This is a genomic window from Mycobacterium sp. DBP42 (assembly GCF_005924235.1).
Taxonomy (GTDB): Bacteria; Actinomycetota; Actinomycetes; order Mycobacteriales; family Mycobacteriaceae; genus Mycobacterium; species Mycobacterium syngnathidarum.
This window is the reverse complement of sequence record NZ_VCMY01000014.1, coordinates 89584-108367: the sequence shown is the minus strand read 5'-3', so window position 1 is coordinate 108367 and position 18784 is coordinate 89584. Positions and strand designations below refer to the sequence as shown.

Genomic DNA, 18784 nt, shown 5'->3' with positions numbered 1-18784 from the left:
TCCCAACTGGGACCCTAGTCTCACGAGACCGCTCTGCTGATGACGCTCGCGCGGTGTTGAATCACAACGCTCCGAGCAGTTTCCACCGGACGCGCGCCGGGCCTGCCCCGGTGGCTCGATGTCGGTCTCGCCATTGACACTATCGTTCCCTTCTGCGCCCAGACAGGAACCCGCCTGCGACGCCCGGGCCAGGGATGCCCGCCCGGACGCAACCCGAAACCTGCGACTGGCATGGGATCATCGACAGTATGGATCCGGACCGTCCCGAGCTGGATCAGCGGTGGGACCAGACCGCTCGCCACGAAACGGAAGCGGAGCGGCTGGACCGCAACTGGAGCAGCCTGCTGCAGGAGCTGAGGGTGGTGCAAACCGGCGTTCAACTGCTGACCGGACTGCTGCTGACTCTGCCTTTCCAGGAACGGTTCTCGATGCTCGACGGACCGATGCGGGTCCTCTACCTCGCGACGGTCGCGTGTTCGTCAGCTGCCACCGCACTGCTGGTGGCACCTGTCGGCATGCACCGCCTCCTGTTCCGCAGGCATCGGCTGAACCTGCTCGTCTCGGCCGCCCACCGTTGTGCATTCCTCGGGCTGGTGTTGCTGGGCCTCGCGATGACCGGGGTCACCGAGCTCATCTTCGACACCGTCGCCGGACGTGAGGCCGGCGTGATCGCAGGGGCGGTCGCCCTGCTGACGTTCGTGGGTGTCTGGCTGCTGCTGCCGCTGGTGATGCGGCTGGGTCACCCGATGTCGTCGGGCTCGTCAGTCGAACTCGGCGTGCAGCGCAGCCAGTAGCGGCTTGGCGGCCTCGTCCAGGAATCGCTGCTGCCCCTCGTCGCCGATCTGGACCAAGGCGATGTCGGTGAATCCCGCGTCGAGATAGGGGGCCACGGCCGCAACGATCGCGTCCAGGTCTGGTCCGCACGGAATGGATTCGGCCACATCGTCGGGGCGCACAAACTGCGTCGCCGCCGCGAATCCGGCCGGGGTGGGAAGATCGGCGTTGACCGCCCAGCCGCCGGCGAACCAACGGAACTGGTCATGGGCGCGTTGTACGGCGGCGTCTCGATCGGGATCCCAGCACACCGGTATCTGCCCGATGACGCGTCCCTCGGGCAGCACGCCGGTGGCCTGCCGGCGCTGCTGCCAGTCTTCGACGATCGCCCGGTCGGGCGCGACGTTGATCAGATGGTCGGCGGACACCGCCAGTTTTTCGACGGACTTCTCGCCGGTCATCGAGACGGCAACGGTCACCGGGATTTCCGGTACATCCCAGATGCGCGCCGAGGCCACTTCGAAGAACTCCCCGGTGAAGTCGATCAGCTCTCCGCTGAGTAGTTCTCGGATCAGCTTGATCGCCTCCGCCAGCATGTCGAGGCGACGCTCGACCGTCGGCCAACCCTGACCGACGACGTGCTCATTGAGGTTCTCGCCGCTGCCCAGCCCGAGGGTGAACCGCCCTTCGGACAGGATCTGCACGGTGGCCGCCTGCTGGGCGACGATCGCTGGGTGGTACCTGATCGTCGGGCAGGTCACGTAGGAGTACAGGTCGACGGAGTGAGTGGCATGGGCTACCGCCCCCAGTACCGGCCAGGCGTTGGGAGCGTGCCCCTGACTGGCCAGCCACGGGCTGTAGTGGTCGCTGCTGACCTCGAAGTCGAAGCCGACCTGCTCTGCTGACACCGCATAGTCGACCAGCTCTCGCGGGCCGCTCTGCTCGGTCATCAAGGTGTATCCGAATCTGGCCATGCCGCTGGGATAACCCGTGCAGAACTCCACGAAACTGGGTATGCGAACCCAATGACGGAATCACAGACTCTGCAGACACAGCACAATGGTGGGCGGCGAACACGGTTTTCGATGACCTGGGTACTGGTGGTGCTGACCATCCCGGCGGCCATCGCGGTGTTTTTGTACGGCATGGGTGCGGTGATGAGCATGGCCGGCTGCACCGGCGAGGTCTGCGCGAACAAGGGTCCGGGTGAATTCTGGTTCGGGGTCCTGTTCTACGGCGCGCCGGTGGTGCCGATCGTCACCATCGCCATATCCATCTTCACCGCACGGATGCGGTACGGAATCCTGGTACCGATAGTCGGGTTGGCGCTGCTGGCAATCGATTTCGCGATACTCGCACTCACGTTCTGAGCAGTGAACGGCTCAGCACGGTGCCGGCCGTCAGCTGCTCGGCCGCTGGCGCATCACCCCGGGATGGTCTGTGTACCAGCGTTCCTCGATGCGACGCACCCTCATGTGCTCGAGGGCGAGCCACATCGATCCGATGATGAAGCCGGCCGCAGAAAGCGTGCCGACGGTCAGGCCGACGTCGGGGTGGCCGGTGGCGAATGCCGCCAGGGTCCCGACGAACAGCACCAGCCCCACGAAGATGAGTATCAGCGCAGGCATGATGACGTTGTCCTTCATCGACTCGCCGGCATGCGGCCGGGTTGTCCGGGCGTGGTCAACTGGGTCCTTTGGGCCGTGCATGGCTGCTCCTTCCGCCATTACTCGCACCACGTGCTGTCTCCACGGTAGAACTCCGTGGCTCCGCTGGCGAGAAAAACCGTCAGATTGTCGACCGACGCTCCGGCTCCAGCTCCGATGACGATCAGTGGTTTCGGAGCATCCCGATCAGCTCGCGCTTGTTCTTGTCAGAATATCCTTTGATACCAAGCTCTTTCGCCCGGTGACGCAGGTCGTCGACTTTCCAGTCCTCGTAGGATCCGGATTTGCCGCCCGAACGCCCGACATTCGAACGCCCCCTGGCGGCAGCGGCATTGGAGATCCGCGCGGCTTTCTCCTTCGAGTTTCCTTCGTCCCGAAGTTCCTCGTAGAGCTTCTCGTCCTTGATCGACGGATTCGGCATCAAGCACCTCCCTTGTTGTTGCCAACTGTCGCGACGGCGTTGTCGGCGCCGTCCGCGTCAATACCAGCTTCGCCGGCCCGCGACCGGCCGCCCGATCGCCCCGAGTAGCCAGAACACACCCCCGATGACCAGCAGGACCACGCCGATCACCCAGAGCAGATACATGTCGAGGATCAAGCCGAGAATGAGCAGAACCGCACCGAGAACAATCATGGCGACCTCAATTCAATGCCGCGATGGATTCCATCGCGCTGGGTTGCGGTAGACGGCACTCCTGGACCTTCGGGTTGACGCCCGCATAGTTGAGCGGCCCGGCAAGGACTGTGAGCGCGACGGCACCGGCGGTCGCGCAGTTAGTTGATCCACCATGGAAATAGTCGCGCTGCCAGGCTGCCACCACGCCGATGATCAGCCAGATGAGCACGAGTGTCCCGAATAATCCACCAAGTCTCATGGCATGCCATGTACCCGCTTACGCGCAGGTCAAACTTTCGGACTCGACCGGCACCATGGGTAAGCGTAGACTTACGGTTCGTGGTGACTTACCCAGCAAGCGATCCATGGGCCGCCCTGGCCGACGGGAGTCGCCGGGCCATCGTCCGGCGACTCGCTGTGGGCCCGATGGCAGTGGGCGAGCTGGCCCGCGAACTCCCGATCAGCCGTCCGGCGGTTTCACAACATCTCAAAGTGCTGAAATCAGCCGGGCTCGTCGGCGATCGGGCCGCCGGAACACGCCGCGTCTACCACGTCGATCCAGCCGGTATCGCGGCACTTCGTGCCGAGCTGGACAGCTTCTGGAGCCAGGCTCTGGAGGCGTACAAGGACCTCGTCGAACAGGAGGCACAGCCGACATGAAACCCACAGCAGCCGCACCCGTCCGAAAGAGCATCGTCGTCAATGCGGCCGCGGACCGGGCTTTCACCCTGTTCATCGACCGGTTCGACGCGATCAGCCGCGCGAACACAACCTGCTCGCGGTACCGGTGGCGCAGCCCCGAGGGCGCCGCCCGGACCCGCGTCGAGCTGGAACACCGTTACCTCGACGCGGTCACCGGAGAAGTGCAGGAGGTGCCGCAATGAACACCGAACCGTCCCTGATGGACCTCGCCCACGACGAGCGCGCCGACCTTGCGGATCTTCTGGCCACCCTGACACCTCAGCAATGGCAGACCGAGTCCCTGTGCGCGGGGCGGACTGTGAAAGACGTTGTGGCCCAAGTCATCAGCTACGAGGAGCTGGGGTGGGCCGGGCTGCTCAAGCGGTTCAGCAACGGACGGATCCTGCGCGCCAACGACATCGACTGGGAGCACGACAGCGGACCCGAGGTCACCGGCACGGGTGAAGCACTACTGATGGCCATGACGGGCCGTCGACAAGCCGCCGAGGAGCTCACCGGCGCCGGTGCGGAAGTCCTGCGCGGCCACCTCTGAGACAGATCGAATACCTTTGTCCGGCAATGACTTCCAAATCCCGGAAACGCCCCCGCGGGGAACCGGCCGGCCGCCGGGCGGCCGGTGTGGCGCATGTGGCCAACGTGACCTGAGGATAATAAGAAACCCGTGATCAATTGTTCACGACCATGCCTGGGCGTAGAGTCCAAGGCAGGTTGAGTTCACAGCCGCCCCGGAATCGTCATCGGGTGCAGGGTCGTGACACCCCCTGTATCCAGGGGTTTTGAGCCCACAGAGCCTGAGAGTGACGTGACCACAGTATTTCTACTGAGGAGTCACCGATGTCCACAATGAATGCCGCCAAACCGGCGGCACCGACGCCCAACAAACGCACCCGCGCGGGGTTCAGTGCCCAATGGCTGTCCTCGGCGACGCCGGTGATCACCGTGCACGGCGAGTTGGACGCATCCAACGCCGCCGACCTGGTCGAATGCGGACTGCAGCACAGCAGGCCGGGCCGACAGCTCGTGCTGGATCTCAGTGCTGTCGAGTTCTTCGGCGCAGGGTGCTTCGCCTGCCTACACACCCTCAATGTGAGGTATGTCGGAGACCGCGTCGACTGGGTACTGATTCCCAGCAGTGCGGTCTCTCGGGTGCTGAGAATCTGCGATCCGGCCTGCGCGCTGCCGATCGCCTCCGAACTTCCGGCCGCGCTGTCGATGCTGCGTGATCAGCCACGACAGCTGCAGTTGGTGAATGCGGACCGCTGAGCGCTAAGTCATGGCCCAACGCCGACGAACGGTCAGCGCGATCCCCAGTGCCGGCGTGGCAACGGCGGTGCGCTTGAAAGCAGTGTCGTCGACGAAAGTTTCGACGCGCTCGGTGAGCGCTTGGAGCACCCGGCGGCTGAATCCGCTCAGAACAGCGGTGCCAGGATCACCATGGACGCTGTCACAGACAGCCGATATCCGTACGGTGAGTTCGTGTGCGTGGGGATCTTCTTCCACCACCAGAGCGGCTCCGGGCGACGCCATACCGATCAGCACGGTGCATGCTTCGTCCACTGCCAAAGCCAGGTTCGCGGCCGTCTCCCCGTCGAGCCCCTCGTAGTCGGCCAGGCAAGAGGTCATCGCCCTCACCACCGCGAGCGCCTCAGTTCGCGCGGGCACCCGAAACTCCACAGCCCGCCCTCCGCTGGTGTGACCGGATCCCCGGCCGGGTATTCGCTGGCCGTGCAACACAGTGAGCCGAGGCCCCGGTGCCCGGTCAGAAGATGACATATCTGACGCGTACCCACTGCTGTGAGGTCGCCAAACCCATGTGGCGCACCCAATGAGGCTGCGCCACAGTGTCGTCGGCGGGCCGGGCCGCGCCGCCCGGGTCCAGGACAGCGACAAGCGCCAGGAGTTCCTGGATCGCAGCACCGCGCGGTTGATCAAGAAGGTCGGTAGGCAGACCTGACGGGCGGGCCGGTAGATCTCCTGTGTCCCACTTGAACACACGAAGAGTTTGACCTCGGGGGCATCGGGTTATCCCGCCGGTATGACCCGCCAAGACGTACCCGACGATGTGCCCATCGCCGATGCGCTCGAGCAGGACCGTGAACCCAGCGAACTGGTTCCCGACTCTGAAGTACCCGTGACAGACCTGGACGGCCCTCCCCTGGAGGCCGCCGATCCGGATTGGCGAGACCAGCGCGAGGCGGTCACCGACGACCTCGGACTCGATGAGTTCGACCGTCAGGACCGCGAGGACAAGGGGGAACGCATGGAGCCTGGCGAGGACACGGTCCGCGATCGATGTTGCACGAGATCCCTTGGAAACAGCTCGCTTCGGTCGGAGTGACGGTGCAACTGAGGACCAGCGAGCTGCCGGCGGAAACCGGCTGGGTCGAGCGCTGGTTGCGAGACCATATCGTCGCTCGGATCCCGGGAGGACGCCGTGCAGCTGAGTAATCTCCTCGGGCTCCGCGTGGCGATGTCGCCCGAATGGGCTCAGATCACGTCACGCTGCGTGCTGGTTATAACCCGCAGGCTGCGACCCTTCGGAGCCAGTGATCACGTCACCACGCCAGAACCACACGAACTCGGCGATGGCGTACGCGCTGAGCGCCCGCCGGTGCTGCGCCTCGATAGCGTCGGCCACTCGCTCGAAAAGGGCTGGGCTCGTCATGTCCCTCACCTCGACTCCAACTTGTCACGGGATACCCCGGCAGGTACCCGGACAAACCGCGCGACCGGGTTGGAATGGGCCTCGGCGGGTATTCCCGGTCACACCGCTGCAAGCCGTCGCCCTGACCTTCGGCGTGGTCGGTGTGATCATGGCCCGCCAGGCCGGTGCCGCGCGCGCCTATTTGATCGGCGGCGGCCTGATCTACGCCGTGCTGCGCCTCTACGGTCTGTTCATCGACCGGGACAGCTCGGCCAACTTCATTCCGGTGAACACGGCCGACAATTGGCTGCACTTCGGGTCTGGCGCTGGTCATGATCGCGCTCGGGCTGGTGTTCGGCCGGTCTGTTACCACCACCCACGGAATCGGTACCGGAGCGCCCGGGACCATCGAGTAGGCCTGCCCGTATCGCAAACACGCTGCGCCATACCGGTTTACCAACGACCGCCGACGGGCATAACTGTTCCGCCATGACGACCCTCCCGACCCTTCAGCAACCTGGGCTTCCGTCCCCGAAAGGGCCCATCTCGGCCGCCCTGATCGAGCGGCTCGGCGACCGTGCCCCGCACAACCACCTCGAACCGGTCTGGATCCCGCTGCGCGATTCCGATCCGCTGGGGCTGGACGTGCAATTCGCCATCTACATCTGCTACGAACTGCACTATCGGGGCTTTGCCGGCGTCGACCAGGACTGGGAATGGAACGCCGGGCTCTTGCACCTGCGTTCCCAGTTCGAACGGATCTTCCTCGCCGCGGTCCGCCACGAGGTCGGCACCATCGATCCGGACGACACCGCCGAGCAGGAAATGGCGCGGCTGTCGGTCGAACCCGCCGACGGAACCGGCCCTTCTTTTCACCTCCGCGACCAGGGCACCTGGGAACAGATGCGCGAGTATTTCGTGCACCGGTCGTTGTACCACCTCAAAGAGGGCGATCCGCACGCCTGGCTGATCCCCCGCCTCGGTGGCCAGGCAAAGGCCGCGTTTGTCGCCGTCGAATACGACGAATACGGCGCCGGCTCGGCCGCTCGCCTGCACCAGAACCTGTTCGCCGACTTGTTGAGAGAGGCCGAGTTGGACGACAGCTACCTCGGCTACCTCGACACGGTGCCCGCCGAGAGCCTGGCACTGGTCAACCTCATGTCGATGTTCGGTCTGCACCGGCGCCTCCGTGGGGCCGCTGCCGGACATTTCGCGGCCACCGAGATCACGTCCTCACCCGGGTCGCAGCGGATGGTGGCCGCTTTGAAGCGGCTCGACGCCCCGGAAGCGTGTATCCGCTTCTATCGCGAGCACGTCGAGGCCGACGCGGTACATGAGCAAGTCGTCCGCCACGACGTCGTGGGCGATCTGGTCCGCCGCGAACCGGACCTCGACTCCGATGTGGTGTTCGGGATCAGGGCGTTTGCCGCCATGGAAGACCGGTTGGCCGAGCATCTGATGAAATGCTGGCTGGCCGAACGCAGTTCACTATGCCGGCCGCTTGCCTGAACGCTTGATCTTGCGGTGGCTGGTGTCACACAACGGATAGGTCTTGGATCGGCGGCAGGTACAGATGGCCACCATGAACCGATCTGATTCCACAGTGCTTCCGTCGGGCATTTCGATGCGTACCGGCCCCTCGACGAGGATCGGCCCGCCCTGGACCACCCGCACCGCCCGATGTTCGGTCATGGCTTGTCCGCCCGGATGACGACCAGTTCCTCTTCGGCCCTGGCGTCGGTCAACCGCCCGGTGTCCCGGAGCCAACGCGCCTGCATCCGCAACACCGGTCCGAACGGAATCAGCTGGGTGCCACAGATTTCTGCGTCCAGACCGCGCGCCCGCAAGAGCCGCAACGACTCCTCGACATCGGAGAACTCGGACTGGACCAGGAACAAAGACCCCCGGGCGGCCAGGGCGGCATCCGCCGATCGGCACAGCCGGTCGAGCACCAGCCGGCCATCCGGGCCGCCGTTCCACGAAGTCATCGGCCCAGTCGACACGGGGACGTCCGCGGAGGTCCCCGGTGCCACCGGAACATAGGGCGGATTGCACACCACGACGTCGTAGGGTTCGTGTTCCAGCGCCTGCGTCCACGACCCGAGTCTGGCTTCGACATCGACCTGGGCAGCCAATGCGTTGGCCTGGGTGCAACGGATCGCCTCTGGTGAAATATCCAGCGCCGTAACCGCACTGGCGCCCATCTGGGCTGCGGCGATGGCAACGACTCCGCTTCCTGCACACAGGTCCACCACCCGGCGGCCGGCCACCGCGTCGTCACGCTCGAGCACATCGATCAACAGCCACGAATCGTGCTGCGGTCGATACACGTCCTCGGCGCCGACGGCAATGGTCTCCACGGCCATGTCGCCGGCAATTTCATTTGTTCCGGAAAGCACCTCTACTCGATACCCAACCAGGCGCTCCGCAAACTTCGTTGCCGCTGGAGCCGATTCGTCACGGCACGTTTAGCTCGGCCGGTTCGTGGAAATCCAAGGGGGTGCGTGGAGAAGCCGCGTGGAATGACCAATCCACTCCCAGTAGCGGAAAGGTAGAGCATGACCGAGAAGAACTCAGGACCTGAAGAAGGCATCAAGGGCGTCGTCGAGGACGTCAAGGGCAAGGCGAAGGAAGCAGTCGGTACCGTGACCGGCCGCGAGGATCTTGTGCGCGAGGGTAAAGCCCAGCAGGACAAGGCCGATGCCCAGCAGGATGCCGCAAAGAAGGAAGCGGAGGCCGAATCCGCTCGGGCCGGAGCCAAGGCTGCCGAGCAGCGTGAGCAGGCGAGCCAGCGACCGTAGCCCGACCTGATTGAAGAGATGGCCCAGCCACCGTCGGCTGGGCCATCTCGCGTCTCGGGTCAGCTGTTCGGCGACTGCCTGATCACTTCGGGGTGCTCTGCGTACCAACGCTCTTCGATACGCCGCACCCGCAGGTGAGCGATTGCGAGCCACAGACCGCCGCCCAACAGGCCAGCGGCGGCCAGGATGGCGAGCACTATCCCCAGCCCGCTGTTGCCCGTCGCGAAGCCGAACAGACACGCGACGAACATCACCACGCCCAGCCCGATGAGGACCAACGCAGGCATGTTGCGGTTGTCCTTCATCGACTCGCCGGCGTGCGGCCGGGTCGTCCTGGTGTGGTCGACGGGATCGTCGGGACTTTTCATCATTTCTCCCTTTCACTCATAGCGCGGGTACTGGCCTAGCTGGAGCACCCCGGCCAGGTGTGCCGCGTTGCGCGCCGCCGCGGCGGTGGCATCGGCAACGGCGCTGGGCACCTCGTCGAGATCGAGGTAGTCGGTGCCGTGCATGGCCTCGCCGTTCCAGTACGTGCAGCCCTGGGCCGGGATGGTGTAGCCGATGTCGTTGAGCCCTTGGAAGAGGTCGGCGACCGTCTTGTGAGCACCGTCCTCGTTCCCGACCACTGACACCAGCGCCACCTTGCCCGCGAGCACCGGGCGACCGACGTCGTCGGTGTTTGACAGTTCAGCGTCGAGGCGCTCCAGGACCCGCTGGGCAATGCTCGACGGATGGCCCAGCCAGACCGGGGTCGACAGCACAAGGATGTCGGCGGCAAGCACCTTCTCGCGGATCTGGGGCCACTGATCATCGCCACCCATGTCGGTTTCCACGCCGGGTTCGATGACGAAGTCGGCGCACCGTAGCGTCTCTGTGCCCACTCCCATCGCCCTGAGGTTCTCGCAGACCTGATCGGCGATGAGCTCACTGCTGGACTCGGCGGGCTGCCGCTTGAGACTGCAAACGAGAGCCAGTGCGGTCAGGGTCGGGGCAGTCATCAGTCAACTCCCATTCGCTTCGGATCAGCGCCGGGAGTCTTCCCTGGGCGGGACGGGGCTAAACCTCCGGGCGGACGCGCAGATGGGCCGTCAACAGCAAGCGGTCCAAGATCGCGCGCTCAGGGAGTGTCTCGGCGTAGTCCAGACCCAGGAAGTCCTCGGCCAGCTGTTCGGCCAACGCCCGTAATTTGGTGTTGGTTTCCTGAGACCGCCATTTGAGCAGCTCGAATGCCGCATCTGCGTTGATGCGATAGATCAGCATCAACATTCCTTTGGCCTGGTCGATGGCACTACGCGCCTCGGCGATCTCGGCTACCGCCTCGGTGACGGCGTCCTCTCGTGCCCGGCTGATCGACGGCGAGACATCGACGTAGAAACCGTGCGTTCCGATGACCGCGCCGGCGTCGTCGAAAAGCTGATCCCCGACTACGACGACGTGGTGGACCTCCCCCGAGGTGTCGAGGATGCGGTGGCGGGTGCTGAACGCGCCGGAGGTCCGTCGGATCTCCAGCAGAGTTGCAGCGACCTGTCCGTAGTCCTCTGGGTGCTTGTGGGACAGCACCAGCTCGGTTGTTGGACGGGCGGTGCCGGGCTCGTACCCGTGCATCCGCTCTACCTGGGGTGACCATTCCCAGCGCTCGTCGGCGAAATAGAACCGGAACCAGCCGACACGCTGCGCCTCGCCACCGGCAAAGGCATGCTCGATCGGCGAATCGGGGTTCCCCGCCGCGGGATCACTCGTCACGGGTTGAGATTAGCGCGCCGAACTGGCAGCGGGTCAGCCGATTTGTCACAGGGCCCATCTACATTCGGCCCGTGAGGCGGCTTCGGATCAAGATCTTCATCGCGGCCGGCGCAGCGGTCGCGATCGCGAGTCGCCTTGCCGGCGTCGACACCGCATGGAGCCTGGTCATCGGCCTGCTGGCGCCCGTGATGCTGGCGGCCGCTCCCCGATTCCTGCTGGGTGCATTCCAGGGCGTCAGCACCCCGAGCACGCGCGAGGACGCGTCCGCAGAGATGACCGGGCTGGAGTTCGAAGACCATGTGGCCCATGTGGCCCGGACCTGTGGGCTACCGGTGATCATGACGCCGCTGACCGGGGACTGGGGGGTGGATCTCATCGTCGGTCGCCGGCCGAACCGGATTGCCGTGCAATGCAAACGATTGTCCCGGCCGGTGGGCGCGAGCGCCGTACAGGAGGTCGTCGCCGGCGCGCCGATGCAGGACTGCGCCAGAACAATGGTGGTGACGAACAACGATTTCACCCCGGCCGCACGCAAACTCGCCGCACTGCACGGTTGTGAGTTGGTGGCCGGAGCCGACCTGCCCCGGCTCAAGTCGATCCTGCGACGCGCGGCGTCGTCAGAAGAACCCGCCGATCAGCCCTGAGCCGTCAGCGGGGATCGCAGTGCATCGCGCACCGCCGCGAGGCATTCGTCGATCTGCTCGCGGGTCACGGTCAGCGCCGGCCGGAACCGTACCGAGTCGGTCCCGCTCGGCAGCATGATGACGTGCCGGTCCCACAACCGCCGTACCAGCTGGTCCCGCGCGGCCGTGGTGGGCAGGCTGAACGCGCACATCAGCCCTCGGCCACGCGGATCGAGCACCGTACCGGGGAAATCCGTTGCCAGCAGGCGCAACTGGCCGAGCAGGTAGTCACCCGTCATCGCGGCATTGCGGAACAGATTCTCGGCCTCGATGACTTCGAGGATGCGCCGAGACCGCACCATGTCTACCAGGTTGCCGCCCCAGGTGGAGTTGATCCGCGAGCTCACCGTGAAGACGTTGTCGGCGACATCGTCGACCTTGCCTCCGGCCATCACTCCGCACACCTGTGTTTTCTTCCCGAACGCGACCACGTCCGGGCTGACCCCCAATTGCTGGTATGCCCAGGCAGTTCCGGTGATCCCGCATCCGGTCTGCACTTCGTCGAAAATGAACAGGGCGTCGAACTCGTCGCACAGCGTGCGCATTGCCGCGAAGAACTCCGGGCGTAGGTGGCGATCGCCGCCCTCACCCTGGATCGGCTCGGCGATGAAGCAGGCGATGTCGTGGGGGTGGGCCTCGAAGACAGCCCTGGCCGCCCGCAGCGAATCAGCTTCGAGCGCAGCAATATCGGTGTCCGGACGCAGGTAGGGAGCGTCGATGCGAGGCCAGTCGAACTTCGGGAAGCGGGCCACCTTGACGGGGTCGGTGTTGGTCAGCGACATGGTGTACCCGCTGCGGCCGTGGAAGGCTCCGCGCAGGTGCAGCACCTTGGTGCCCAGCGCCGGGTCAATTCCCCGTGCCTCGTTGTGCCTGCTCTTCCAGTCGAAGGCCACTTTGAGCGCGTTCTCGACTGCCAGCGCACCGCCGTCGACGAAGAACAGATGCGGCAGGTCGGGGTCACCGAGCACGCGGCGAAAGGTGTCGACGAACCGGGCCATCGGCACGCTGTAGATGTCGGAATTGCTCGGCTTGTTGACTGCGGCCTGGGCCAGCTCGGCGCGGAATGCTTCGCCGGCCAGGGCCGGGTGGTTCATCCCGAGCGCCGCCGAGGCGAAGAAAGTGAACATGTCCAGGAAGCGTTCGCCGCTGCGCGCGTCCACCAGATACGGGCCGCGAGAGCGCTCGAGATCGAGCACGAAGTCGAAACCGTCGGTCAGGATGCTGCGCGCCAGGACCGCGCGCACCCGCTCGGGCGTCATGGTCGGCATATTCGTCAGCACTGCGGTCATGACACCATGCTAACGGAAGTTTTACGGCATCTGCCCGTCATAACAGTAACTGTTACGGAATATGGTCCCGCCCGCTGTAAAATGTCTGCAAGATGATGGTGCTGCGAGTCCGGACGTTGGCTGCGGTCCTGATCCGCTGAAGCAGGTCCTCCAATGCCCGGGCCGAGGCCACCCGGACCAGCAGGATGTAGCTCTCCTCGCCCGCCACCGAGTGGCACGATTCGATTTCGGGGATGTGCTGCAACCGGGCAGGCGCATCATCGGGTTGAGAAGGATCGAGAGGAGTGATTGCGACGAACGCCGACAGCATGTTGCCCAGCGCCTCGGGATTGAGCCGTGCGGCGTATCCGGTCACGACACCCCGCGACTCCAGCCGCCGCACCCGCGCCTGCACCGCCGATACCGACAACCCGGCCGCCGAGGCCAGCTGCGCCAACGTGGACCTGCCGTCAGCCGCGAGCGCGCGGACGAGGGTCCGGTCGGTGTCGTCCAGCACGTATTCGTCGGCTTCACCCATGGCCCGCACTGTAACGCCGCAGCCAACCAGAAAGGCACACGATGACCACCACTGAACGGACGGATCTGCCCACCGCGCAGGACCTGCGTCGGCGAGTGCGGCAGGCGTTGGCCGCCGTCGGCGCGACGCCGGCACTGGCCGAGCCGACCGCTCCCGGACCCGGCCTGCACGCCAGCACCCCGATCAGCGGCGACGTGCTGTTCACCCTGTCCGAGCACAGTCCCGAACACGTTGACGCCGCGATTGCCGATGCCGCACAGGCATTCTCGACCTGGCGTACCACCCCTGCCCCGGTGCGCGGCGCACTGGTGGCCCGCCTGGGCGAACTGCTTGTCGAGCACAAGACGGATCTGGCGACCCTGGTGACGGTGGAGGCGGGCAAGATCACTTCCGAAGCACTGGGCGAAGTGCAGGAGATGATCGACATCTGCCAGTTCGCCGTCGGCCTCTCGCGCCAGTTGTACGGCCGCACAATCGCTTCCGAACGGCCCGGGCACCGGCTGATGGAGACCTGGCACCCGTTGGGCGTCGTCGGGGTCGTCACCGCGTTCAATTTCCCGGTGGCGGTGTGGGCGTGGAACACCGCGGTCGCGCTGGTGTGCGGCGACACCGTGGTGTGGAAGCCCTCCGAGCTGACCCCGCTGACCGCGATCGCCTGCCAGGCACTGGTCGAACGAGCCGCAACCGACGTGGGCGCCCCTGCCGCCGTGTCTCGGCTGATCCTCGGCGGCCGCGAACTGGGAGAGCAATTGGTCGACGATCCCCGGGTGGCGCTGGTCAGCGCGACCGGCTCGGTACGGATGGGCCAACAGGTCGGTCCGCGGGTGGCGGCACGGTTCGGCAAGGTGCTGCTCGAACTCGGCGGCAACAACGCTGCGATCGTCACCCCCTCGGCCGATCTGGACCTCGCGGTACGTGCCATCGTGTTCTCCGCCGCGGGCACTGCCGGACAACGTTGCACCACGCTGCGCCGGTTGATCGTGCACTCCTCCATCGCCGATGAGCTGGTGTCGCGAATCGTCTCGGCGTATCAGAGCCTGCCCATCGGTGACCCGAGCCTGGACGGGACCCTGGTCGGCCCGCTCATTCACACCCGCGCCTACCGCGACATGGTCGGAGCGCTGGAGCGGGCCGAGGCCGATGGCGGCGAGGTCTTCGGCGGCGAGCGTCACGATCTGGGAGATGAAGGGGCGTTCTACGTCGCCCCAGCGGTGGTCAGGATGCCTGCACAGACCGAGATCGTGCACACCGAGACGTTCGCCCCCATCCTCTACGTACTCACCTACGACGATATCGACGACGCAATCGCCCTGAACAACGAGGTGCCGCAGGGCCTTTCGTCGGCGATCTTCACCACCGACGTGCGCGAGGCCGAACGGTTCCTGGCTGCCGACGGATCCGACTGCGGCATCGCCAACGTCAACATCGGGACCTCCGGTGCCGAGATCGGCGGCGCGTTCGGCGGTGAGAAGCACACCGGTGGCGGCCGTGAATCCGGGTCGGACGCGTGGAAGGCCTACATGCGTCGAGCGACCAACACCGTCAACTACTCGTCGGAGCTGCCACTGGCCCAGGGCGTGCATTTCGGGTGACATGTGGTGCCGTCGAACGGGCACCGAGATCACGTCGGGTAAGCAGGAGGCATGCAGATTGAAAACACGGTCGCGGTAGTCACCGGCGCAGGATCGGGTATCGGCCGGGCCCTGGCCGAATCGTTCGCCGCGGACGGGGCCCGCGTCGTGGCCGCCGACCTCGACGCCGATGCGGCCGAACAGACCGCCGCACAGATCCGTTCCCACGGCGGGCAGGCGCTGGGAATCCGGGCGGACGCCGGTGTTACGGCCGATGTCGAGGCGCTGACCGCCACCGAGTTCGGCCCGGTCGACATCTATGTCGCCAACGCCGGGATCATCGGCGCGCCCGGCCTCGGCGCCGACGAGGACTGGGACGCGATCTTGGATGTCAATCTGCGGTCGCACATCCGGGCAGCACAAGTGCTTGTCCCGCAATGGTCATCGCGCGGTAGAGGCTATTTCGTATCGGTTGCGTCGGCGGCGGGCCTGCTGTCCCAGATCGGCGCCGCCGGATATGCCGTCACCAAACACGCGGCGGTCGGATTCGCTGAATGGCTGGCCATCACGTACGGCGACGACGGCATCGGGGTCAGCTGCGTATGCCCACTGGGCGTGGACACGCCACTGCTCGATGCGGTGCGCACTTCGGCGAATCCGGATGCCGCGGCGGGTGCGGCGTCGATCGTGCAGTCCGGTGAGGTGATCAGCGCCCAGGATGTCGCGTCGGCCACCGTCGACGCGGTCAAGACGGACCAATTCCTTGTCCTCCCCCACCCGCAGGTGCTCGACATGTACCGCCACAAGGGCTCCGATTACGGCCGGTGGATCGCGGGGATGCGCCGTTACCAGCGATCATTGCGCGCCGGCAGATGAGCGTCTGGAAGGCAGGGTTTGCGGCGGTACATACACGCCCAGCGAGATGCGGTGCCACCAAATGTGCTCTCGACGAAGTTCGGTCCAGGTGCTGAACTCATAGCGGTATAGCGTGGCGCGAACATACCTCGGCGGCGTGTCGGGGAACGGGTTGTGCCGCAACAGCTTCAGCGTAGCTCGGTCGTTCTCCAGGAGCCGGGTCAGCAGCATACGTAGCCAGCCGTGGGCATATGCCGGCGATATCGCGGCGAACCACATCAACCAGTCGAGCCGTAGGTGGTAGGGCGCGAACTGCCGTGGCCACCTGTGGACATCGCCTGGCTTGCCCTTGAACTCGTATTCCTTCCAGACGGTGTGATCGCTGAGCTGCGGGTCCGAGGTGCCCTCCAACACCACCTCGTCGCGGGTGCGACCGACGGTGCCGAATGCCCCGTAGGAATTGACCAGGTGATAGCGGTTGTAAGAGGCGTTCATCCGCTGCCGTCTGGAGATGAGGTTGCGTGCCGGCCGGTAACTCAGGCAGGCCACTGCCACCGCAAAGCCGATGACCACGACGGTGAACCAGGGTGGCGTCTGGCCGAATTGGTGTTCTGGCAGCGGCAGCAACACCGCTGCGGTGGAATCCGAGATCGCACTGAACGCCAGAACGATGGTTATCCAATTGAGCCAGGCGAAGTTCCCCGAAGCGACCAGCCACAGTTGGGTGACGATGACGACGATCGCCGCCGCACCGGCCACCGGCTGCGGGGCGAACAACGCGAAGGGTACGACGATTTGGGCGAAGTGGTTGCCGGCCACCTCGATTCGGTGCAGCGGCTTGGGCAGGTGGTGGAAGAACCAACTCAGCGGCCCAGGCATGGGTTGTGTCTCGTGGTGGTAGTACAGGCAGGTCAGGTTGCGCCAGCACGGGTCACCTCGCAGCTTGATCAAGCCGGCGCCGAACTCGACGCGGAAAACCAGCCAGCGGGCCAGCCACAGCACCAGCAGCGGCGGGCCGACGTCGTCGTTGCCCAGGAACGTCACCAGAAACCCGGCTTCGAGCAACAGGGATTCCCAGCCGAACGAATACCAGGTCTGGCCGACGTTGACGATCGACAGGTAGAGCACCCAGACCAGTAACCAGGTCAACATCGCCGCCCATAACGGCACCAGGTCGCCGAATCCCACCACCAGCGCTGCCGAGATCACGGCCCCGGCGATACACACCGCGGCGAAAAAGCGGTCCGAGTAGTGGAACTGGAACAGGCTCGGGGCCTGCCGGAATGAGTTGACGGCCAGGAAACGGGGTATCGGCAGCAGGCCTCGCTCACCGAGGAGCGCGCGGAACTGCCGGGCCGCCACGATGAACGCGATCAGGTAGATCGCGGCGGTCCCCCGCTGCAACACCTGCCTGGCCAACCAATATTCGTCTGCGATGAACCATTCCATACGCGGACCTGCCGACACTGGGGTTCTGTCCACGCAAACGGTACCCCGATTCGGGGCGTTTCATGCGTATACGAACGACTACCTTCGACGCAGCTCGAGCCGGAATCCCGACGGCATCATGGTCAGGCGCTCCTGTACCCGCAGCGAGTATTCCGGATCGGCGGCCATGTCGTAGCGCCGGATCAGCACGCCGAGCATCAGCACCGCCTCGTGCAGCGCGAATTGCCGCCCGATGCATGATCTTTCACCGGTACCGAACGGCTTGTACAGACCACCTGGCCTGGCTCGCATCTGCTCGGGGGCAAACCGGTCGGGATCGAAAGCATCCGGGTCGGGGCCCCAACGCGGGTCGCGGTGCAGGGTCGAGATCAGCGCCAGCGCCCAATCCCCCTTGCGCATCGGGTGGATTCCGGCGAGCACGGTGTCGTGGCGGGCCGCGCGATAGTAGGCCGGCACGGTCGGCTGTAGTCGCAAGGACTCGTCGAGAACCCGTCGCACATAGCGAAGTTTGGCGACCTTTTCGAAGTCCGGCCGTGCGTCTTCGCCCCACACCTCATCGACCTCTGCGCGAGCCCTGGCGAACACGTCTGGATGTTGCGACAGGAAGTACAACGCGAACGACAGTGCACCTGAGGTGGTTTCGTGGCCGGCAATCAGGAAGTTGATCAGCTGATAGCGGATGTTGGCGGCGTCGAGGTCGGACTCCAGCATGATCTGCAGCAGATCCTCGTGCGTGTCCGAGGGCCGTGCTCGCCGGTTGGCAACGATGTCGTCGGCCAACTCGTGCAGATACTTCGCGTCGCTGCGGACCTGGCGGTCGTAACGCCGGTAGAAGAGCGCGGGAAGGGAGGTTTCGCGCAGCACTCCAAGGCGATCGGCCCCCAGCAGGGCGGACACCATGTGCGCGACGAACGGGTGCATCGCATCGTCCTGAAAGCAGCGGAACGAGTACCCGGCCGCGCACCGCCCGATGGTCTCCAGCGTCACCCTGGTCGTGTCGGCCGAGACATCCACGGTGTCGCCGAGATCGGCCCGCTGGTCCCAACGGTCGGTCAGCTCGTCTGCGACGTCGAACATCACCCCGTGATAGCGGCGCATCGCCGCCTGGCTGAAGGCGGGCAACAGCAGTTGATGAGCCTTGTGCCAGTTCGGTTCGTCGTTGTACGCGGTGAACAACCCGTCGCCGCCGACGACCCGCAGCGCCTCGATGTCGGGCCCGACATGCTTGCAGAACCGGGTTTCGTCGTTGAGATCGGCGACGGCGTCGGCACCGGCGGCGACCACGTAGCGGGCGCCCAGGAAGCGGAACTCGCAGACCTGCCCGAGCTCGGCCATGCCCATCGCGTTCTGCATCGAGGAGCCGGCCTGCAGACTGAGTACATCCCCGAGCAACGGCACGCGACGCGGCGGATGGGGCAGTTTCGGATATTGCCGCCCAGCTGAGGTCCGCGCGCCCATGACGGTCATGCCACC

General features: G+C 65.4%; 30 protein-coding genes. 14 read left to right on the top strand and 16 right to left on the bottom strand.

The features are described 5' to 3' along the window. Positions 1-248: 248 nt before the first annotated feature. Complete coding sequence (locus E0T84_RS15560; protein ID WP_138744849.1) at positions 249-794, top strand: DUF6328 family protein; 546 nt, start codon at positions 249-251, stop codon at positions 792-794. Here E0T84_RS15560 and E0T84_RS15555 read toward each other — a convergent pair. Next, on the bottom strand, positions 762-1748 hold the full coding sequence (locus E0T84_RS15555) for an LLM class F420-dependent oxidoreductase (RefSeq protein WP_075910146.1): 987 nt from the start codon (positions 1746-1748) through the stop codon (positions 762-764). The two genes, E0T84_RS15560 and E0T84_RS15555, sit on opposite strands and share 33 nt — an antisense overlap. A gap of 111 nt (positions 1749-1859) precedes the next feature. Between E0T84_RS15555 and E0T84_RS15550 the strand changes: the two genes are divergently transcribed. Beyond that, positions 1860-2144 carry a hypothetical protein gene (locus E0T84_RS15550; RefSeq protein ID WP_242671642.1) on the top strand — a complete coding sequence of 95 codons (285 nt, stop codon included), beginning with the start codon at positions 1860-1862 and terminating at the stop codon, positions 2142-2144. 30 nt (positions 2145-2174) lie between these two features. On the opposite strand, the gene usfY (E0T84_RS15545) is transcribed toward E0T84_RS15550, so the two are convergent. The 4 genes from usfY (E0T84_RS15545) to E0T84_RS15535 form a co-directional block, all read right to left on the bottom strand. Further along, entirely contained in the window at positions 2175-2483 is a 309-nt protein-coding gene (usfY, locus tag E0T84_RS15545) for a protein UsfY (protein WP_070187271.1), read from the bottom strand. A 121-nt stretch (positions 2484-2604) separates the two neighbouring features. After that, entirely contained in the window at positions 2605-2862 is a 258-nt protein-coding gene (locus E0T84_RS15540) for a Rho termination factor N-terminal domain-containing protein (protein WP_070187272.1), read from the bottom strand. Positions 2863-2919: 57 nt separating this feature from the next. Continuing rightward, on the bottom strand, positions 2920-3075 hold the full coding sequence (locus tag E0T84_RS31845; protein ID WP_019348837.1) for a hypothetical protein: 156 nt from the start codon (positions 3073-3075) through the stop codon (positions 2920-2922). A gap of 7 nt (positions 3076-3082) precedes the next feature. Then, positions 3083-3316 (bottom strand): hypothetical protein, encoded by a 234-nt coding sequence (locus tag E0T84_RS15535; protein WP_070187273.1) that lies wholly within the window; start codon positions 3314-3316, stop codon positions 3083-3085. An 80-nt stretch (positions 3317-3396) separates the two neighbouring features. Here E0T84_RS15535 and E0T84_RS15530 point away from each other — a divergent pair, with 80 nt between their 5' ends. The 4 genes from E0T84_RS15530 (at position 3397) to E0T84_RS15515 (ending at position 5022) form a co-directional block, all read left to right on the top strand. Beyond that, positions 3397-3717, top strand: a complete 321-nt coding sequence (locus E0T84_RS15530) for a helix-turn-helix transcriptional regulator (RefSeq protein WP_070947019.1) — start codon at positions 3397-3399, stop codon at positions 3715-3717. After that, a complete protein-coding gene (locus tag E0T84_RS32075; protein WP_212757710.1) occupies positions 3714-3941 on the top strand; it encodes a hypothetical protein in 228 nt (75 codons plus the stop codon). Before E0T84_RS15530 ends, E0T84_RS32075 begins: the two co-directional genes overlap by 4 nt. Further along, positions 3938-4291, top strand: a complete 354-nt coding sequence (locus tag E0T84_RS15520) for a maleylpyruvate isomerase N-terminal domain-containing protein (protein WP_138744860.1) — start codon at positions 3938-3940, stop codon at positions 4289-4291. Before E0T84_RS32075 ends, E0T84_RS15520 begins: the two co-directional genes overlap by 4 nt. Before the next feature lie 302 nt (positions 4292-4593). Beyond that, entirely contained in the window at positions 4594-5022 is a 429-nt protein-coding gene (locus tag E0T84_RS15515; protein ID WP_138744847.1) for an STAS domain-containing protein, read from the top strand. Positions 5023-5025: 3 nt separating this feature from the next. Here E0T84_RS15515 and E0T84_RS15510 read toward each other — a convergent pair whose 3' ends face one another. Further along, positions 5026-5421, bottom strand: a complete 396-nt coding sequence (locus E0T84_RS15510) for an ATP-binding protein (protein ID WP_138744846.1) — start codon at positions 5419-5421, stop codon at positions 5026-5028. 163 nt (positions 5422-5584) lie between these two features. Here E0T84_RS15510 and E0T84_RS32575 point away from each other — a divergent pair, with 163 nt between their 5' ends. Then, positions 5585-5713, top strand: coding sequence for a hypothetical protein (locus tag E0T84_RS32575; RefSeq protein ID WP_256366544.1), 129 nt, complete (start codon positions 5585-5587; stop codon positions 5711-5713). Between the two features lie 81 nt (positions 5714-5794). Beyond that, entirely contained in the window at positions 5795-6097 is a 303-nt protein-coding gene (locus E0T84_RS15505; protein WP_138744845.1) for a hypothetical protein, read from the top strand. Between the two features lie 159 nt (positions 6098-6256). On the opposite strand, the gene E0T84_RS31840 is transcribed toward E0T84_RS15505, so the two are convergent. Continuing rightward, complete coding sequence (locus E0T84_RS31840) at positions 6257-6424, bottom strand: hypothetical protein (protein ID WP_159437534.1); 168 nt, start codon at positions 6422-6424, stop codon at positions 6257-6259. Between E0T84_RS31840 and E0T84_RS32730 the strand changes: the two genes are divergently transcribed. Then, positions 6345-6896 (top strand): DUF4383 domain-containing protein, encoded by a 552-nt coding sequence (locus tag E0T84_RS32730; RefSeq protein ID WP_371725979.1) that lies wholly within the window; start codon positions 6345-6347, stop codon positions 6894-6896. The genes E0T84_RS31840 and E0T84_RS32730 overlap by 80 nt on opposite strands. Further along, positions 6893-7912 carry an iron-containing redox enzyme family protein gene (locus tag E0T84_RS15495; protein WP_138744843.1) on the top strand — a complete coding sequence of 340 codons (1020 nt, stop codon included), beginning with the start codon at positions 6893-6895 and terminating at the stop codon, positions 7910-7912. The genes E0T84_RS32730 and E0T84_RS15495 overlap by 4 nt, the downstream gene beginning before the upstream one ends. Here the strand turns inward: E0T84_RS15495 and E0T84_RS15490 are convergent. Both E0T84_RS15490 and E0T84_RS15485 read right to left on the bottom strand, forming a co-directional pair. Further along, the gene (locus E0T84_RS15490) at positions 7892-8095 is read right to left on the bottom strand and encodes a CDGSH iron-sulfur domain-containing protein (RefSeq protein WP_138744842.1); all 204 of its coding nucleotides are present in this window, start codon (positions 8093-8095) and stop codon (positions 7892-7894) included. The genes E0T84_RS15495 and E0T84_RS15490 overlap by 21 nt on opposite strands. Further along, on the bottom strand, positions 8092-8769 hold the full coding sequence (locus tag E0T84_RS15485; RefSeq protein ID WP_138744859.1) for a HemK2/MTQ2 family protein methyltransferase: 678 nt from the start codon (positions 8767-8769) through the stop codon (positions 8092-8094). The genes E0T84_RS15490 and E0T84_RS15485 overlap by 4 nt, the downstream gene beginning before the upstream one ends. Positions 8770-8961: 192 nt before the next feature. Here E0T84_RS15485 and E0T84_RS15480 point away from each other — a divergent pair, with 192 nt between their 5' ends. Further along, positions 8962-9204, top strand: a complete 243-nt coding sequence (locus E0T84_RS15480) for a CsbD family protein (RefSeq protein ID WP_036388797.1) — start codon at positions 8962-8964, stop codon at positions 9202-9204. A gap of 59 nt (positions 9205-9263) precedes the next feature. Here the strand turns inward: E0T84_RS15480 and usfY (E0T84_RS15475) are convergent, their stop codons facing one another. From usfY (E0T84_RS15475) to E0T84_RS15465, 3 genes are read right to left on the bottom strand one after another with little or no spacing between them, the layout of a single operon-like run. Continuing rightward, positions 9264-9572 (bottom strand): protein UsfY, encoded by a 309-nt coding sequence (gene usfY / locus E0T84_RS15475; protein WP_138744841.1) that lies wholly within the window; start codon positions 9570-9572, stop codon positions 9264-9266. Positions 9573-9584: 12 nt separating this feature from the next. Continuing rightward, complete coding sequence (locus E0T84_RS15470) at positions 9585-10202, bottom strand: flavodoxin family protein (RefSeq protein WP_138744840.1); 618 nt, start codon at positions 10200-10202, stop codon at positions 9585-9587. Between the two features lie 58 nt (positions 10203-10260). Continuing rightward, positions 10261-10947 (bottom strand): PAS and ANTAR domain-containing protein, encoded by a 687-nt coding sequence (locus E0T84_RS15465; RefSeq protein ID WP_138744839.1) that lies wholly within the window; start codon positions 10945-10947, stop codon positions 10261-10263. Between the two features lie 71 nt (positions 10948-11018). On the opposite strand from E0T84_RS15465, the gene E0T84_RS15460 reads away from it, so the two are divergent. Further along, the gene (locus tag E0T84_RS15460; RefSeq protein ID WP_171055043.1) at positions 11019-11591 is read left to right on the top strand and encodes a restriction endonuclease; all 573 of its coding nucleotides are present in this window, start codon (positions 11019-11021) and stop codon (positions 11589-11591) included. Here E0T84_RS15460 and lat read toward each other — a convergent pair. Beyond that, positions 11582-12919, bottom strand: coding sequence for an L-lysine 6-transaminase (gene lat, locus E0T84_RS15455; RefSeq protein WP_138744838.1), 1338 nt, complete (start codon positions 12917-12919; stop codon positions 11582-11584). The genes E0T84_RS15460 and lat overlap by 10 nt on opposite strands. Positions 12920-12971: 52 nt before the next feature. Then, on the bottom strand, positions 12972-13436 hold the full coding sequence (locus tag E0T84_RS15450; protein ID WP_075910106.1) for an Lrp/AsnC family transcriptional regulator: 465 nt from the start codon (positions 13434-13436) through the stop codon (positions 12972-12974). 41 nt (positions 13437-13477) lie between these two features. On the opposite strand from E0T84_RS15450, the gene E0T84_RS15445 reads away from it, so the two are divergent. Beyond that, on the top strand, positions 13478-15028 hold the full coding sequence (locus E0T84_RS15445; protein WP_138744837.1) for an aldehyde dehydrogenase family protein: 1551 nt from the start codon (positions 13478-13480) through the stop codon (positions 15026-15028). A 51-nt stretch (positions 15029-15079) separates the two neighbouring features. Further along, positions 15080-15883, top strand: a complete 804-nt coding sequence (locus E0T84_RS15440; protein WP_138744836.1) for an SDR family oxidoreductase — start codon at positions 15080-15082, stop codon at positions 15881-15883. On the opposite strand, the gene E0T84_RS15435 is transcribed toward E0T84_RS15440, so the two are convergent. Then, on the bottom strand, positions 15863-17311 hold the full coding sequence (locus E0T84_RS15435; RefSeq protein ID WP_138744835.1) for a lipase maturation factor family protein: 1449 nt from the start codon (positions 17309-17311) through the stop codon (positions 15863-15865). The genes E0T84_RS15440 and E0T84_RS15435 overlap by 21 nt on opposite strands. Before the next feature lie 78 nt (positions 17312-17389). Beyond that, the gene (locus tag E0T84_RS15430) at positions 17390-18778 is read right to left on the bottom strand and encodes a cytochrome P450 (RefSeq protein WP_138744834.1); all 1389 of its coding nucleotides are present in this window, start codon (positions 18776-18778) and stop codon (positions 17390-17392) included. Between the last annotated feature and the right edge of the window lie 6 nt (positions 18779-18784).